Annotated in this window: 13 protein-coding genes; 6 read left to right on the plus strand and 7 right to left on the minus strand. The window is 67.8% G+C overall.

Going from position 1 to position 15,502, the window contains the following annotated elements:
• The first annotated feature begins 66 nt into the window (after positions 1-66).
• Entirely contained in the window at positions 67-783 is a 717-nt protein-coding gene (locus tag G8760_RS15345; RefSeq protein WP_166352610.1) for a YcnI family copper-binding membrane protein, read from the plus strand.
• 125 nt (positions 784-908) lie between these two features.
• On the opposite strand, the gene G8760_RS15350 is transcribed toward G8760_RS15345, so the two are convergent.
• From G8760_RS15350 to G8760_RS15375, 6 genes are read right to left on the minus strand one after another with little or no spacing between them, the layout of a single operon-like run.
• Positions 909-2,783, minus strand: a complete 1,875-nt coding sequence (locus G8760_RS15350) for an IucA/IucC family protein (protein ID WP_166352612.1) — start codon at positions 2,781-2,783, stop codon at positions 909-911.
• A gap of 31 nt (positions 2,784-2,814) precedes the next feature.
• A complete protein-coding gene (locus G8760_RS15355) occupies positions 2,815-4,161 on the minus strand; it encodes a lysine N(6)-hydroxylase/L-ornithine N(5)-oxygenase family protein (RefSeq protein WP_166352614.1) in 1,347 nt (448 codons plus the stop codon).
• On the minus strand, positions 4,161-4,775 hold the full coding sequence (locus tag G8760_RS15360; RefSeq protein ID WP_166352616.1) for a GNAT family N-acetyltransferase: 615 nt from the start codon (positions 4,773-4,775) through the stop codon (positions 4,161-4,163). The genes G8760_RS15355 and G8760_RS15360 overlap by 1 nt, the downstream gene beginning before the upstream one ends.
• Positions 4,772-6,655 (minus strand): IucA/IucC family protein, encoded by a 1,884-nt coding sequence (locus tag G8760_RS15365; protein ID WP_166352619.1) that lies wholly within the window; start codon positions 6,653-6,655, stop codon positions 4,772-4,774. Before G8760_RS15365 ends, G8760_RS15360 begins: the two co-directional genes overlap by 4 nt.
• A complete protein-coding gene (locus G8760_RS15370; protein ID WP_166352621.1) occupies positions 6,652-8,106 on the minus strand; it encodes a pyridoxal phosphate-dependent decarboxylase family protein in 1,455 nt (484 codons plus the stop codon). The genes G8760_RS15365 and G8760_RS15370 overlap by 4 nt, the downstream gene beginning before the upstream one ends.
• Positions 8,103-9,545, minus strand: coding sequence for a diaminobutyrate--2-oxoglutarate transaminase family protein (locus G8760_RS15375; RefSeq protein ID WP_166352623.1), 1,443 nt, complete (start codon positions 9,543-9,545; stop codon positions 8,103-8,105). Before G8760_RS15375 ends, G8760_RS15370 begins: the two co-directional genes overlap by 4 nt.
• Positions 9,546-9,819: 274 nt before the next feature.
• On the opposite strand from G8760_RS15375, the gene G8760_RS15380 reads away from it, so the two are divergent.
• Positions 9,820-10,704 (plus strand): nicotianamine synthase family protein, encoded by an 885-nt coding sequence (locus tag G8760_RS15380; protein WP_166352625.1) that lies wholly within the window; start codon positions 9,820-9,822, stop codon positions 10,702-10,704.
• A gap of 1 nt (position 10,705) precedes the next feature.
• On the plus strand, positions 10,706-12,028 hold the full coding sequence (locus tag G8760_RS15385) for an ATP-grasp domain-containing protein (protein WP_166352627.1): 1,323 nt from the start codon (positions 10,706-10,708) through the stop codon (positions 12,026-12,028).
• 63 nt (positions 12,029-12,091) lie between these two features.
• On the opposite strand, the gene G8760_RS15390 is transcribed toward G8760_RS15385, so the two are convergent.
• Positions 12,092-12,718, minus strand: a complete 627-nt coding sequence (locus G8760_RS15390; RefSeq protein ID WP_166352629.1) for an FMN-dependent NADH-azoreductase — start codon at positions 12,716-12,718, stop codon at positions 12,092-12,094.
• Between the two features lie 65 nt (positions 12,719-12,783).
• Between G8760_RS15390 and G8760_RS15395 the strand changes: the two genes are divergently transcribed.
• The 3 genes from G8760_RS15395 (at position 12,784) to kdgD (ending at position 15,347) form a co-directional block, all read left to right on the plus strand.
• Positions 12,784-13,431: a TetR/AcrR family transcriptional regulator gene (locus tag G8760_RS15395; protein ID WP_166352631.1), complete on the plus strand. Its 648-nt coding sequence runs from the start codon at positions 12,784-12,786 to the stop codon at positions 13,429-13,431.
• 697 nt (positions 13,432-14,128) lie between these two features.
• The gene (locus G8760_RS15400; protein ID WP_166352633.1) at positions 14,129-14,323 is read left to right on the plus strand and encodes a hypothetical protein; all 195 of its coding nucleotides are present in this window, start codon (positions 14,129-14,131) and stop codon (positions 14,321-14,323) included.
• Between the two features lie 118 nt (positions 14,324-14,441).
• Entirely contained in the window at positions 14,442-15,347 is a 906-nt protein-coding gene (gene kdgD, locus G8760_RS15405) for a 5-dehydro-4-deoxyglucarate dehydratase (protein WP_166352782.1), read from the plus strand.
• Positions 15,348-15,502 lie beyond the last annotated feature (155 nt).

Consider the following 15,502-nt stretch of genomic DNA (forward strand, 5'->3'; position numbering starts at 1 on the left):
TTGTTCGACGAGCCGGCGGAGTGGTCCGCGTTTTTCGTCGAACCCACCAAACACCAGGAGTTCAGCATGTTCAGTACACGTATCGTCCGCGCCTGCGCCGCCACCGGTGTCGCGGCCATCCTGGCCGTCGCCGTGCCGATAGCCGCCGGTGCCCACGTCACGTTGAGCCCCGATGGCGCCGAGGCCGGGTCCTACGCCGTACTCACCGCGTCGGTCCCACACGGCTGTGACGGATCCGCCACCACCGAGGTCGCCATCGACATCCCCGAGTCGATCATGGCCGTGACACCCACCGTCAACCCGAACTGGGACGTCGAACAGCTGGCCGAGGATGGCTCACCGGCCGTCGGGGAGCGAGTGGCTACCGTCGTCTACACCGCTCACCAGCCGCTGCCGAGCGACCTACGGGATGCCTTCGAACTGTCGGTGCGGATGCCCGACGAGCCCGGCGAGGTACTTGCGTTTCCGGTGACACAAACCTGCGAGGAGGGCGAGGCCGGCTGGGTCGAGTTGGCCGATGAGGGGCAAGACCCGCACGATCTCGACTACCCAGCGCCGCTGGTCGAAGTGTTGTCGGCCGTTGGTGATGGGCATGGGCCTGACGACGGGGCCGGGCCTGACGACGGGGCCGAGGCTGACGAGGGCGCCGCGAACGACGCTGCGAGCGACGCTGCGAGCGACGACGGGTCCGACATCAACGCCATGAGTGTGGCCGGGTTCGGTGCCGGCATCGTGGGTGTGATCCTCGCACTGGTCGCCCTTCTGTACGCCCGGCGCCGCTAGCCACACCAGGGGTTCCGCGGTTGTCAGGCCGGACACGTGCGTGACCACGGTGGACGCTCTCGCTCACCCCTGACACGTCACGACGCCTTCGGAGTTGTCAGGGTGAGCGGGGGCAACACCGCAGGTCACAGACTTGTCCGGCCGGACAACTCGGCAAAACGGGGGGCGAGGGGGTTGGCGACGACACCGGTAGCCGAGATCACCGGCCGTTCGGCGTCGTCGGCGTACCCGCGGTCGAACAGCCGCAACCGGTTCAGGCACAGTTTGGGGAAGGTGGGTGTCTCCAGATCCAGCAGCACGAACCGGTCCGACAACTCGCTGTCGAAGCGGCGTTGGTAGTCCACCAGTTCCTGGCGGGCCATCGCCCAGAAGTCGGGTTCCGGTAGACCCAGCCGGTCTCCGGCGATCTCCGCAAGGTACCGGTACACGCAGATCAGCAGCCCGTTCTGCAGGTACTTGACCAAAGTCTTCGCATCGAGGGTGACGTCAGCCAGCGCGGCGCGCGCCGGTGCCGCCAGGTTGTTGTGTTCGGGGAGTGGTTCGGAACAGATCGCGACGTCATCGACGAAGTCTTTGACCACCAGCCGGGTCGGCACCCCGTCGTGGTGCACGATCATGCAGTTCTGCCCGTGCGGGGAGAACATGGTGCCGTACTTGTACAAGACGTGCAGCAACGGCGGCAATACGGCGTGGTGTAGCCGCCGGAACCATTCCGCGGTGTCCAACCCACTGCGTTCCACCAAGGCTGAGGTGAACGGCGTACCGTCGGCGCCCACGTGGAGCAGTGCGGCCAGCGATACCGCCTGCTCGCCGTCCTCCAGGAACGGCTCCACCGAATCGCGCCAGATGGCGCCGAGCATCTCCGTGTGCTGATACGGAACCCCGGGGATCGACTCATAGACCGGGTGGGCGACGCTGACCGAGGCGACCTCGCCGAGCAGGATCACCCCGGTTTCCTGAAGGAACGGGTCGGTGCGGGCGATCCCGCACAGCCATTCCGTCAGCGCGGGGGCGGCCAGGGTCCGCTCCCGCGGTAATCCTCGGTAGACCGAGGTGTTCAGGATGGACACCGGTAGTTTGAGGTAGCGCCGTTCAGGATGGTCGACGTCGGTCAGGGTGCGGACGGCCAGTTGCGGTCGATACCGTGCGGGGCTCTCGCCGAGCAGTACTAGCCTGCCGCGCGCGAGGTCGCCGGCGTGCAGCGGCCGGATCCGATGTGCCCACTGCCACGGGTGCACGGGAAGGTAGACACACGTGTGCGGATCCAGCCCGGCCAGCTGAGCGAGCGCCCGCATCCGGGAGAATTCGGCGGCGCCGACCTGGTCGCGGATGATCGCCTGGTGGTCAAGGCCCGTGACACAGCGGGCGGTGGCCAACGACGGGTCGGCGGCGAGCCACAGCAGGCGGACGTCGGCGCCGGACTCGGGGGAGTAGGCCAGGACGTCGTCGGCGCTGAACCCGACCCGGCCCCGGTTGGCGACGATCCACGGATGCCCGCCCAGTTCGCGTTCGACGAGCACCGCTGCCAGGTCTGGCAGGTCACCGACCGGGCGGGCCGTCGCCAGCTGCCAGGCGTCGGACCGCAGACTCGACATGACCTCGGCGACCAGCCCGGCCGTGGTGGCCGGGGCGACACCACAGCTGGTCAGGATGTGCGCGATCACCTGCGCCGCGTCGGGGAGGTCCGGTGCCTGGTGGTCGCCATCGGGGACCCAGCGCAGCGATGCCGGGTCCACCCGCCACCAGCCGAGGGTGCGGCGGATCGCGCGGGCGATGACGGTGCCACCCGGCACTGTGACCGCTAACTCGCCGGCGGCCCCACCGTCGTGGAGGTTGATCCGCGGGCTGATGATTTCTTCGTACATGAACTCCGTCAGCGCCTTGGCCAGGAGGTTTTGGTTGGCACGGGTCCACGCCGAGAGCCGGGGCGGGTCGATGGCAGAGGTATCCGCGGTGGCGATAGCCGAGGTAGCTATGGTGTCGATCGCGCGCGTGTCCATGGGCGTCCTGTCTGATCGGTGCGGAAGGGGACTACGGGCGGGCCGTGGTGCCGCCCGGCGGGGCAACTGGCCCGGCGTCCAGCCCGGCGGTGCCAAACCGCTGAAAGGTGGTGCGGCGGCGGACCGGGTAAACCTCACGGCCGGCCAGCGCGTTGACGATGACGGTGTTGCGGTGGGCGCCGAGCCCGAGGTCGGGTGCCCCGACGCCGTGGGTGTGCAACTCCGCGTTCTGCGCGAACAGCGTCGACGGCCGCCCGTCGCCGAGTTGTAGCCGGTAATCGGCGCCGACGGCGGGACGACCACGCTCGTCGGTGGATACGACGCCGTCCGGTACCGGCAGCGGCGTGGGTTCGTACCCGGTAGCTAGTACAACGATGTCGGTGTCGCGGGTGAAGACGGTGTGCTCATCGCGGTGCCGCCAGGTCAACCGCCAGCGGCGCCCAGCGACCGGTGCGGGTTCGACGGCCACCAGTTCGCTGCGGGCCGCGTACGTCACGGGTGGATCGTCGTCGCTGTCGATCGTCGTGGTGTAGAGCAGGTCGTAGATCCGCTCGCTGGTCTCCGCTGATAGCCCTTTGTAGAGCAGGTCTTGCCCGGCTCGGACCCCATCGCGTACGTCAGCTGGGAGGCCGCGGAAGTGGTCGATGTAGTCCGGGGTGAAGTGCTCCAGACCCAGCTTGGAGTACTCCATGGGTAGGAACCCGGGCCCCCGAGTGAACCAGTCGACCTGCTGGCCGGTGCGGAGGCCGGTTTCCAGCAGGTCTACGATCACCTCGCCAGCGCTTTGACCGGAACCAACGACGGTCACCGCTGCGGCACCGGCGACCTTCTCGCGCAGCGACAGATAGTCGGCGGCGTGGAACATCTCGTCGCCGAGGTGTGGCTGGGCCACCGCCGGAACGGCCGGTCGGCTGCCGACCCCGAACACCACCGATCGGGCCCGGTACTCCACGGCTGGTTCGTTCCCCAAACCCGACGCGGTCCGTACGATACACGTGCCGTCGCCAGCCGGCTCGACGTTCGTCACGTGGTGTCCGAACCGGCACGACGGCAAGGATTCGGCGACCCATCGGGCGTAGGCGTCGTACTCCTGACGCGGGACGTGGAAGTGTTCGTAGAAGTAGAACCGGTAGAGCCGGTTCCGTTGATGCAGGTAGTTCAGGAAAGAGAAGCGGCTGGTCGGGTCGGCCAGGGTGACGAGATCGGCCAGGAACGGCACCTGCAGGGTTGCGCCCGGCAGCATCAGCCCGGGGTGCCAGGCGAAGCTGGGCCGGGCCTCCAGGAACACTGCCCGGACGTCGCCGACCGGTTCTAGCAGGGCGGCGAGCCCGAGGTTGAACGGCCCGATACCGACCCCGACGACGTCGACGGACTCCATCAGGAACTCACCTCGGTATAGGACGAGCCCGTGCCGGTGCGGCGGGCGGAGCGGAACTCTTCAGTGGTGCACGCCATCAGCAAGGCGCGTTTCTCGGGTAGATCGATGGTGCCGATGGGGTGGAAACCGAGCCGACGGCAGAAGGTGTGCATCCGGGTGTTGCGGACGTCCGGCTCACACACCACTCGGTCGCCGTGGTGGACTCCCGACGGTCCGGCCAGGCCGAGCAGATCCGCCACGAACGTGTAGCCAAGCAGCCGGGGGAGGCCCGAGCCGAGGAACCGTTCCGGTCCGACCAGCAGGTGCCAGCCAACGTCGCTGGTGCGTGCCAGGTAATACCCGGCCAGTGGGTCGTCCACGGCCCGATATGTCTCGACGTACCCGAACGGGACGCCGTCGGCGGACACGATCCAGGCCCGCAGGTGGGTGAGTCCGGCGAGGTAGTGGTGGATTTCGTCGAGCGGCCGGTCCAACTGCCACCACGGGATCACGTGTGGGCGATGCATCCACCCGTGCACCAGCTGGGCGTGCCGATCGGGGTCGACGGGTTCGATGTCCAGCCGCACGGCGGAGCCCGGTAGTGTCGCCGACCATTCGGCTGGGGCGCTGCTCATGGGTGTGCTCGCAGCGGGTTGGGCACCGTCCCGTACACCGATTGGTCGGCGATGTCGCCCACTAGCTCGTCCATGTCATACGCGCGGGTGAGGAGGTTGGCTTTACCCGGCCAGCGTTCGTCGTCGAGCAGCCGGTCCAGCAGCGATGCCGGGTACCGCCCGCCACGCGAGCGCTCCTCCTCCAGGACCCGACGCAGATCGGCGAGCAGCGTCGGCTCGTCACCACCGGCGCCGCCCAACGCGTTCACCACCCCGAGCGTGAGGTTGACGAACAGGTAGTACACCAGCCGCTCGTCGGCCAACTCCTCCGGGAAGATCGACTCCGACGCTTCGCCCAGCCCCGGGATCACCGTGGTGAGGTCGGCGTGGGCACGCTCCCGGTGGAAGTACCCCTGGCTGTCGCGGTAGACGCCGTGCACCGGCCAGCCGCCGGCCAGCTCGACCAGGGTGTTCTGCTGGTGCGCCTCGAAGCACAACCCCACGTCGAGGTACAAGCGGATCAGGGAGCGCACCACAACGTCGCAGAAGCGTTGGAACCACTCACGGGCGACGTCGTCGGCGCGGCGCAGCTCCCGGCGGGCGATCGCGTGGACGATACCGGCCAGTCGGCTGCGCCCACCGTAGGGATGGTCCTGGCAGAGTGTGGTGAGTGCGCTGACGTCACCGTGGCCGCCCGCCGGCCAGCGATTCTCCCGAAGCAGCACGGAGAATCCGTTGTTGATGTGATTTCCGTCGGCGACGGTGAGGTAGGCGGGATCTTGCAGCAGGGTGAAATGGGGCGCCACGGTCGCGGTTGTGCGGCCTACCTCGGTTCGGGCCAGCCGGGCCGACTCGACGGCGCGATCCAGCTCTTTGGGCAGCGTCACCCGCATCGAGTTGGTCACCCGAACGTGCAGCGAGAACTTCAACTGCCAGGCCGCATCGGGGCGGTACACGGTGCGAACCGAGGTGGTCGGCAGGTAGGGCGACCCCAGGGCACCAAGGTCGACTACATCGCCGTTGTCGAACAGAGCACTGGTCGCGGGGTCGGTGGCCAGCCGGTCCGCCTCGAACGGATGGGCTGGGAGCAGGGTGCGGGGGCCGACCGCGTCGAGCATCGCGTCGAGAGTGGCCAGATCGGTCCGCGGATCGTCGCGCAGCAGGCGTTCGGCCAGCTCAGGAGCGGGTTGATCGAGTGCGCTGGCGTGGCGGACGAGTTCTGGGCGGACCGCCAGCCAGCGCAGCGGGAACCGGCCGCCGAGTTCGGGTGAGTACACCCGGCGCTGGTACTCGGTCATCTCGCCGCGGCTCTTCGGCGTCGGATGGGTGAGGTGTCCGAGGAGAAGGGCCTGTTCCGACTCGCCGAACCGCAGCGGGCGGGGTGCCCAGAGCCGGTCGATGTCCCCGGCTCGACTGTCAAGATGACTGGCGACGGCGGCCGCGCTGTCGAGGACCCGGCCGAGCAGGTCGGGCGCCCGCAGCGGAGAACTGGTTGTGCCGGTGCCACCGCGGGACGGTGCCGCCGAGCCGAGCTCGTCGAGAAGAACCGCCGCCAGGGTGGCCAGGTCGATCGGCCGCGCTTGTGCCGCACCGACGCCGATCCGCGCCGGGAGCATCAACTCGTGCCGGTAGGTATGCGACACCCGGGCGACGCCGGCCACCAGCCGACCGTCCCACCGGGTGAGGGGGATGGCCAGCACGGCCATCGCGCCGGGCCAGTCGTCTTGCGCCGCGGCGCCCGTGGCCGGCTCGAGAGTCCAGGCAGACGTCTCGCGCACCCAGCAGCTCAACAGCGCACGAATGGTGGCTTCGGCAGCCGCGCGTTCGGGGTCGCGATCGGTAGGTCTACCCGTGCCCGGCGGCGCGGTCCGGTCCAGGTAGTGGAACGTCGTACTTGTCATGGCTGTGGCGTCCTGTGTCTGGTTAGTGATGCCGCGGTGGTGACGACGGTGTCGAGTAAGGCGGCGATGTCGTTCCCGGTGGCCAGCGGATTGATCAAGGTGAGCTTGAGGACGGCGCGCCCGTCGAGCTGGGTCCGCCCGACGACGGCGCGGCCGCTGGTGAGCAACTCGCGCTGGACGGCGACGTTGAGCGCGTCGAGACTGGTCTCGGGTGTTTCGACCGGCCGGCATCGGAAGAGCACGGTGACCGTCTGTGGCGCTGCCATGAGCTCTAGGTCGGGCCGCTGCGCCACGAGCTCCCCGACCGCGGCGGTGAGGTCGACGATGTGCTCCACGTAGCGGGCCAGCTGGCGGCGGCCGGTGGCCCGCAGCGAAACGAGGATCTTGAACGCGTCGAACCGGCGCGAGGTGTCGAGTGAACGGTCGGCCAGGTTGAGCACCTCGGTGTCGTCGACCCGGTTGAGATAGGCCGCCGGCTCACGGAGGTCGCGCCAGGACGCGGCCTGGCGGACTAGCAGCGCACTGGCGCCGATCGGTTGCCACCACAGTTTGTGCAGGTCGGCGGTGACGGAGTCGGCGCGCTCAAGCCCGGCCAGCAGCGGTCGTAGCCGGTCGCTGAGTGCAAGAGCGGCGCCCACAGCGGCGTCGACGTGGAACCAGGCGCCGTAGCGGGCGGCCCGCTCCGCGAGGTGCTCCAGGGGGTCGATAGCACCTGCGTCGGTGGTCCCGGCCGTACCGACGATGGCAACCGGAATCTCGCCGCGGTGGTCGGCTCCGGCCAGGGCATCGTCGAGTGCGTCGACCCGCATCCGGCCGGCGTCGTCGGTGGCGACCGGGACAACCGCGGTTCGCCCAAGCCCGAGCACCGCGCAGGCTTGGCGGATGCTGACGTGGGCGGCAGCGGAGGCGAAAACCCGCCAGCGACCCGCCTCGGCGGGCAGACCAGTCACGTTGGCCCCACCGGCGGCATGATCGCGGGCCAGAGTGAGGCCGAGCAGGTTCGACGACGTGCCGCCGGCGGTGAGGACACCGCTGGCTCCGGGAGGTAAGCCAAGCACCCTGGCGAGGTGTTGGACGAGGTGGTCCTCGGCATAGGTGGCCGCCGGTGCTTGGTCGAAGGAGTCCATCGACTGGTTGGTGGCGGCGATGGCGAGTTCCGCGGCAACGGCGGCGAGCAGCGTAGGTGCGTGCAGGTGAGCCGCGCACCACGGATGGGTCACGTCGGCTCCGCGGGTCAGGAGAGCCTCGCGGACCTCGCCTATCACCGTCTCGAATGGGACGCCGTCGGCCGGGAGCGGGTCGATGGCTTCGATGTCGGGGCGGAACTGATCGGGTGTCATGGCCGGGAACGGCGTCGATGGCGGGTCCGTGGTCAGCGCGTCGAGGACGACGTCGACGGCCGAACGCAACGCCTCGGCGCCGGGACGGCCGTGGAGGAAGTGGACCGTCACGGCAACGCCGCCGACCGCGGTGTTGTGGCTGGCGTGACCGTATGGAGGGCTGCCCCGAACGCGTCGACTACTCGATCGATCTGCTCCTCGGAGATGATCAGCGGCGGCAGGAACCGGACGACGGCGTCGGCGGTGCCCCCCACCTCCACGATCACTCCGCGGCGCAGCATCTCGCGTTGTACCGCGTGGGCGAGCCGTCCGTCGGGAACCGGCCAGCCGTCGGCGTCGTGGTTGCCGTCGTCGACGAGTTCGACACCCACCATGAGGCCGGGGCCGCGGATGTCTCCGACGCGGGGATCGTCGCCGGCTACCTCGGCCAGCCCGGCGCAGAGGCGGCGGCCGAGCTCCGCCGCCCGTTGGGTGAGCCCGCCGCGGACGACTTCGCGGATGGTCGCGGCGCCGGCGGCGAGGGAGAGGGTGGAGCCGCGGAAGGTCCCGGCATGAGCGCCCGGCTGCCAGCTGTCCAGCTCACCGCGGTAGACCATGACCGCCAGGGGCAACCCGCCACCGACCGCCTTGGACAGCACCAGGACGTCCGGGTCGAGACCGAGTGGCTCACTAGCCCAGAGAACGCCGGTACGGCCGAGCCCGGTCTGGACTTCATCGGCGATGACGACGGTGCCGGCGGCTCGGGTGGTCCGGCGGACGGTGTGGGCGAACGGGGCCGGCATCGGGTGTACGCCGCCTTCACCTTGAACCGGTTCGACGACCAACGCGGCGGGTGCGGCGATTCCGCTGTGGTCGTCGGTGAGGGCCCAGGTGACGAGGCGTCCGGCCGAGTCGGCGGCGTCGTGTGGGCCGAGTGGTGAGCGGTACTCCATGGGGAAAGGCAGGTGGTGGACCTCGGGCTGGAGAGCTCCCAGGGGTTCTTTCGCCGAACGACGACCGGTGAGTGCGAGGGTGCCTTGGGTCATGCCGTGGTAGGCGCCCCCGAAGGCGATGACGCCGCTGCGCCCCGTTGTGGTGCGGGCCAGCTTGACCGCGGCCTCGACCGCGTCGGCACCGCTGGGACCGCAGAAGAGGATCCGGCCGTCGGCGAGTGATCCGGGCAGGACGGCGAATAGTTCGTCGATGAACCGCTGCCGGAACGGTGTCGACAGGTCGAGAGTGGACAGGGGCGCGCCGGAGTCGAGGGCGGCCCGAATGGCCTCGTCGACCACCGGATGGTGGTGCCCTAGGGCGAGGGCGCCGGCGCCGGCGAGGCAGTCGATGTATTCACGGCCCGAGGTGTCGGCTACCACGGCGCCTCGGCCCCAGGCCAGGCTGACGGGGAGCCGGCGAGGATAGGAACGGGCGGCCGACTCGCGGCGACGAGGCAACGGCACCGGATGTTCCGGCGAATCCGTGGTGGCTCCGGTAGGTACCGGGGTACGGTCGGCGCCGAAGGTTTCGGATGGTGGTTGGTCTCCGGTCAGCGTGATGCCCTCGAGCTGCGTCACCGGGGCGGTCCCTTCGATTGGTCTTGTGCATGAGCTAGATGGTTAGGCTAGGCAGTCCTAACTAATCCGAGCCAAGGGTTACCTAAGTTCCGCTCATGTGCAACCCGTTCGGAGAACTTCGGCGACATTGTGATGATCGCGTGGAGGCCGATTCCGCGTTTCGGGCGACGGGCTGGCGATCTTGTGACAACATATCGCCGATGAACATGAATCTCATAACCAAGAACGTGCCGGATTTTCCGGTTTGCCCGTACCTGAGGGGCGGGGCGATCGCGTGACCGTGCTCGACACCGTCGTCAGCCCGAACGTGGCCGGCGACGTGACCACCTCGCTCTGCGAGCTGTACCGGCAGCTCGACGCCATGCCAGACCTGCGGCCCGGCCCGCAGGTGAACGCCCTGTTCAGTGACCTCGTCAGGCTCGTGATCGCCGCTCCCGAAGGGGCAGCCAGCCAGGTCCTCGCCGACCCCATCGTCCGTGGCATCGCGCCGCGGTTGCGCGAGCTGTGTGGCCGCGGGGAGTACGAGCTGGAGCTGCTCTGGGCACGGCAGATCGCGGGTAGCACCCAACCGGACGCCGCCCTTGCCCGTTTCCCGTACATCGACAACTATCGGGCGTTGGGCCGGATGGAAATGGATACCGTGGCCGCGGTCGCCGAGCGGCCGATCCGCAGGGTGGCCTTTCTCGGATCCGGCCCGTTGCCCCTCAGCTCGGTCCTCCTGGCGCAGGGATTCAGGGCCGAGGTCCACAACATCGACCACGACTCCCGCGCCGTGGCCGTAGCGAGGCAGGTCAGTGCCCGGCTCCGGCTCGACCACCTGACCTTCCATCTGGGGGAAGCCGGCGACGTCGACCTCGAGGGTTACGACCTCGTGGTCATGGCCGCTCTCGTTGGGTCCACCGTCGAGGAGAAAGCGGCTCTACTGGACCACATCGCCACGGCGATGGCTCCGGGTGCGCTCTTGCTGGTGCGTAGCGCCCGCGGCCTACGGACCCTCCTCTACCCGGAGGTGAGCCCACACGCGCTTAGTGGGTTCGACGTCGTCCGCGCCGTCCACCCCTCCGGCGAGGTCATCAATTCGGCCATCGTCGGGCGGGCCATCGAGCGGTCGCCCGGCCGCCCCGCACTGCCGGGTGCTCGACGCGGATCGGACGGCTGAGATGTCGACACTGCTGATGGTGGAGAGCTGGCTGCACTCAACCGGCCGCGGGCTGCCGCCCGTCGTCGAGGCTTTGGGGCACGAGTACATCCTCTTCACTCGAGATCCCGCGCTGTATCCACCAGACCATGACGGGCGCCCGCATCCTGTGGTCGCCGGAGCCCGAGAGATCGTCGTCGTCGACACGAACGACGATGCCGTCGTGGCTGCCGCCGCGACCGAGCTGGCCCGTCGGCAGCGCATCGACGGGGTATTAACCACCTGTGACTACTACCTGGGTACGGTCGCCACCGTGGCGCGGGCGCTCGGCCTGCCCGGGGCAGACCCGGACGTGATGCGGCGGGCTACCCAGAAACACCTGGTGCGAGCCGCGCTCGACGACGCCGGGCTGCCGAACCCGGCGTATGCCGTTGCCGCTGACTGGCCGACGGCCCAGGCCGCGGCGGCGCGGATCGGTACCCCGTTGATCACCAAACCGGTGGATCTCAACGCGGGGACGTCGGTGGAGCGGATCGACAACGACGCTGCGCTCAAGGACGCCTTCTGGAGTGTCACCGAAGCCCGGCGCAACACGCGTGGCCAGCCGCGGAGCCGTCTGCTGCTGATGGAGCAGCGGATGACCGGTGTTGAGGTGAGCGTCGAGGCGGTCACCGTCGACGGTCGCACCACCGTGGTCGGCATCACGGACAAGAGCCTCACCGCGCCCCCGGCCTGTGTGGAGTCCGGGCATATGTTCCCCGCCGCTCTCGATCCTGCGGTCGCGCGAGAAGCCGCCGGTTTCGCCGCGGAGGCGCTGGCCGCGATCGGGTTCACCCACGGCCTGAGCCATGTCGAGGTGATGCTCACGCCCGACGGTCCGCGGGTGGTGGAGATCAACCCGCGGCAGGCCGGTGGTTACATCTTCGACCTCGTGCATCTGGTTACCGGCACACATCCGTTGGAGATGCTCGTGGAGCTGGCGCTAGGCCGGATGCCGGACCTCGATGGCGGCGGCGTCGTCGCACTTGGGCGCCCGGTGCCAGGGGTGGGGCGGCCGTTGAGCGCGGCCGTCTATTTCGTCATGTCGCCGCGGGATGGCGTCGTCGATCGGATCACCGGCGTGGAGCAGATCGGCGCGGATCCGTTCGTGTACCGGTGGGAGCTCGATGCGCCGGGACCGGTGCGGCGGCCGCGGGACAACGACGCGTACATCGGTCACCTCGTCGTCGTCGACCCGGACGGCCTCGGTGCGCGACGCCATGTGGAGCGGCTCGTGGGCGGGCTACGCCTCCACTTCCGCGACGGCGACGTGACCACCCCCCTCCTCTCCCCCCTCTCCCCATGATCATTGGCTTTTGACTACCGGATCCGGTAGTCAAAAGCCAATGATCATGGGTGGGGTGCGGGGTCAGAAGGTCTTGGCGATCTCCCGGGCCTGGGCGTGGGCGTTGCGGCGCCCCTCGTCTGGGTCCGCGGTGGCCAGATTGGGCCGGAACTCCACGGAGGTGATGTCGGTGATGCCGGCCCACGTCAACCAGTCCTCGAAGTACGGCTTCTGGAAATCGGTGCCAAAGGCCGGACCGCGCCCTTCGCCATAGACGGAGCTGGTGTAGACCACCGCGGCCTTCTTGCCGTGCAGCAGCCCGCGGTAGCCCTCGTTGGGATCGAACCCGAATACCAGACCAGGCTGGCTGACGACGTCGATGAACTGTTTGAGGATGTAGGGCACGCCGGCGTTCCACATCGGGACGCTGAACAGGTATCGATCGGCGCCGTTGAACCGGTTGAACGTCGCGTCGATGGCCTGCCACACCGCTGTCTGGGCTGCGGTGAACGTCTCTCCGCCGAAAATGGCCATCTTCGCGCCCGCAGCTTCCGGGCCGAATGTTGGCAGCGAGCCGTCCCACAGGTCCCAGTGGGTGATCGTCCGGTCCGGGTTAGCGTCGCGATACGCGCCAACGAAGGTGTCGGCTAACGTGCGGGACTCCGAAGCGGCGCCGCGTGGGGAGGCGGAGATGTGCAGCAAGGTGGACATGTGTGGTCCTTTCGTCAGGGCGGATCTGGTGGTGCCGCGTGGTTGATCTGGACTACAGTCCGGTTATGTCCGATGAGATTACCGGACCGCGGTCCGGTTATGCCAGTCCGATGACAGAGCTGCTTGGGTTGCGCACGACGCCACCCAAGGAGCGGGCCGACGCCGCCCGTAATCGGGCGGCGGTGCTGGATGCCGCCGCCCGGCTGTTCGCGGCCGAAGGTGTCGACGCGGTGTCGATGGACGCGATCGCGGCGGCGGCCGGGGTGGGTAAGGGCACGCTGTTCCGCCGGTTCACGGACAAGTCTGGGCTCGCGGTCGCCCTGCTCGACGAGCGAGAACGTGACTTGCAGGAACGGATACTGTTCGGGCCCGAGCCGCTGGGGCCGGGGCCGGCTCAAGCGCCACCGACGCCGGTCGACCGGCTAATGGCGTTCGTCGACGCCTACCTCGACTACGCGCTGGACCATCTCGACCTGCTCCGGATGTCCGAGACGGCCTCCGCTGGGGCCCGCTACCGGATCGGCGCCTACCGGTTCTGGCACCGGCACGTCGCGATCCTCCTGGCCGGGATTCGTCCGAAGCGAGACGCGGAGGCGCACGCCCACGTCGTGCTGGCCGCGCTGGCCGGCGAGCATCTACATGCGACGGTGGCGGAGCTGGGTACGCAACGGGTCCGTTCGGCGACGAAGGACGTTCTCCGCTCCTGGTGTTGATCGTTCGTGGTGCTGCCGGGGCGACGGTCAAGGTGCCGGGCCCCGATGGCGCTCAGGTAGCCTTGTTCGTGGCCGTTGGCTGCGCTCGCGCAGTGCTGCGGCCTGCCGTGCACTGTTGCTGGATCCATTGGTTGTAGTGTTGGTGCTCGGTTCATGCAGGGTGATACCGATAGGGCACAGGAGAACGAGGAGGAGCGCACCGGCGTTCGCAGTACACACACGGGCCTTTAGCTCAATTGGCAGAGCAGCGGACTTCAACACAATAGGAGCGCCACGGGGGAAACCCCGTGGATGACACCACTCAAAGTCGGGGAACCCTTCCTGGAGTACCAGATGGCAATCCCGAGCCAAGCCGAGGGCAACCTCGGAAGGTGTAGAGACTGGACGGGTGGCACCTACAGCGTCAGCCATGGTGAAGGGACAGTCCAGACCACGAACACCCGCCAGGGTGGCGGCGAAAGCCGAAGTGGCAAGTTAATCCGCGGGTTGTGGGTTCGAGTCCCACAGGGCCCACCATTTGGTCGAGGTTCCAACCCTGCCCCCGTGATCGGTGGGCAGGGTTTCTTCGTGGTGGTCCAGGTTGATGTCGGGGAGGCGTTGGCCGGGTGCGCTGCCAGAACTCGGCGTGGAGCCGGTTGGTGGGGCTCAGGATGTGTCGTAGACGCAGGCGAACTCGGAGCGCACGTCGAGGTTCTCGGTGACCGACGCCAGCGTCACGCCGGCCTCGGCGGCGGCTCGCGTCGCGCTGGGCGGGGATGGAGAAGCCCTCCTCGAACCCGCCGCGTTCGGCCTGTTCCTTGGTGGAGACCCTGATGTGGGCGACGGCGGCTTCCCACCCGGCACGATGTTGATACTGGTGTGTTCGCGGACGTCGAACCAAGACAGGCTTTGATGCTCAGGAGGTATCAATTCATCCATAAGTGGTGTTGGACGTGGGTCTAACTTCCTTCTACGGTGCGGGAGAAGGGACTGATCGTCCATGAACCCACGAGGAGATCCTTTTGCCCGCCATGCCGCCGCCTGTTCTCGCCGATCTGCTGGGAAAGGGCTTGTTGTCGTTTCCGGTCACTCATTTCGCTGCAGACCTCTCGTTCGACGAGAGGGCGTATCGGGAGAACACTGGCTGGTTAGCCGAGCATGGTGCGGCAGGCCTGTTCGCTGCGGGCGGGACGGGTGAGTTCTTTTCTTTGACACTCGACGAGGTCGAGAGGGTTGTTGCGGCTGCGGTTCAGGAAACCCCTGATGGCTTGCCAGTTGTCGCGCCGGCCGGGTATAGCAGTGCAACGGCGGCGGAGATGGCACGTCGGGCTGAACAGGTCGGAGCTGACGGCGTGTTGCTGTTTCCTCCGTACCTAACGGAGTGCGGACCAGATGGGCTTGAGCGGTATGTGTGCGAGGTATGTGAGGCAACAGAGCTAGGTGTCATTCTCTATAACCGTGCCAATGCCCGATACTCAGACCACGTCGTGGCGCGGCTGGCCGACGCCTGTCCCAATTTCGTTGGCTTCAAAGATGGAGTCGGAGACATCGAACAAATGTCGCGCATATATGCCCGGCTCGGGGACCGCCTAATGTACATCGGAGGGCTGCCCACTGCTGAGATGTTCGCGTTGCCCTACTTGAGCCTAGGCCTAACTACGTATTCATCGGCGATCTTCAACTTTCTTCCCAAGTATGCCCTGGACTTCTACGCTGCGGTGCGACGTCGAGACGACGCCTCGGTATTTGATGCTTTAGAGAGTTTCTTTATTCCCTACTGCGAGCTACGGGGTCGCTTCCCAGGGTATGCCGTCAGTATAATCAAGGCGGGAATGAAGGTCATTGGTCGCGCCGCCGGGCCGGTGCGACCGCCGTTGACGGATCTTGATGGCACTGAGCTGGCTGAGCTGAGGAATCTCGTCAGCAGGCTGGCTTAGAGGTCATTCCGTGGAATTTTCCGGTCAGGCCGTATGGCGTCGGTCCGGTCACTTTCCTGACCAAGGTGGACTCCGGTAGATGTTCCTCGGATATTTGAGGAATGTGGCACACTCTCTCTGGAGAGTGCTCCAGGTAGCAGTTAAGGAGCACTTGG

Origin of the sequence: Phytoactinopolyspora limicola, assembly GCF_011320225.1 — a bacterium.
Taxonomy (GTDB): Bacteria; Actinomycetota; Actinomycetes; order Jiangellales; family Jiangellaceae; genus Phytoactinopolyspora; species Phytoactinopolyspora limicola.

Excerpts from the sequence above, each read along its gene's own strand:
- kdgD (WP_166352782.1), top strand. The coding sequence starts at position 14,442 with ATGCCGCCGCCTGTTCTCGCCGATCTGCTGGGAAAGGGCTTGTTGTCG.
- G8760_RS15360 (WP_166352616.1), bottom strand. The coding sequence starts at position 4,775 with ATGAGCAGCGCCCCAGCCGAATGGTCGGCGACACTACCGGGCTCCGCC.
- G8760_RS15385 (WP_166352627.1), top strand. The coding sequence starts at position 10,706 with ATGTCGACACTGCTGATGGTGGAGAGCTGGCTGCACTCAACCGGCCGC.
- G8760_RS15390 (WP_166352629.1), bottom strand. The coding sequence starts at position 12,718 with ATGTCCACCTTGCTGCACATCTCCGCCTCCCCACGCGGCGCCGCTTCG.
- G8760_RS15350 (WP_166352612.1), bottom strand. The coding sequence starts at position 2,783 with ATGGACACGCGCGCGATCGACACCATAGCTACCTCGGCTATCGCCACC.
- G8760_RS15345 (WP_166352610.1), top strand. The coding sequence starts at position 67 with ATGTTCAGTACACGTATCGTCCGCGCCTGCGCCGCCACCGGTGTCGCG.
- G8760_RS15395 (WP_166352631.1), top strand. The coding sequence starts at position 12,784 with ATGTCCGATGAGATTACCGGACCGCGGTCCGGTTATGCCAGTCCGATG.
- G8760_RS15355 (WP_166352614.1), bottom strand. The coding sequence starts at position 4,161 with ATGGAGTCCGTCGACGTCGTCGGGGTCGGTATCGGGCCGTTCAACCTC.
- G8760_RS15365 (WP_166352619.1), bottom strand. The coding sequence starts at position 6,655 with ATGACAAGTACGACGTTCCACTACCTGGACCGGACCGCGCCGCCGGGC.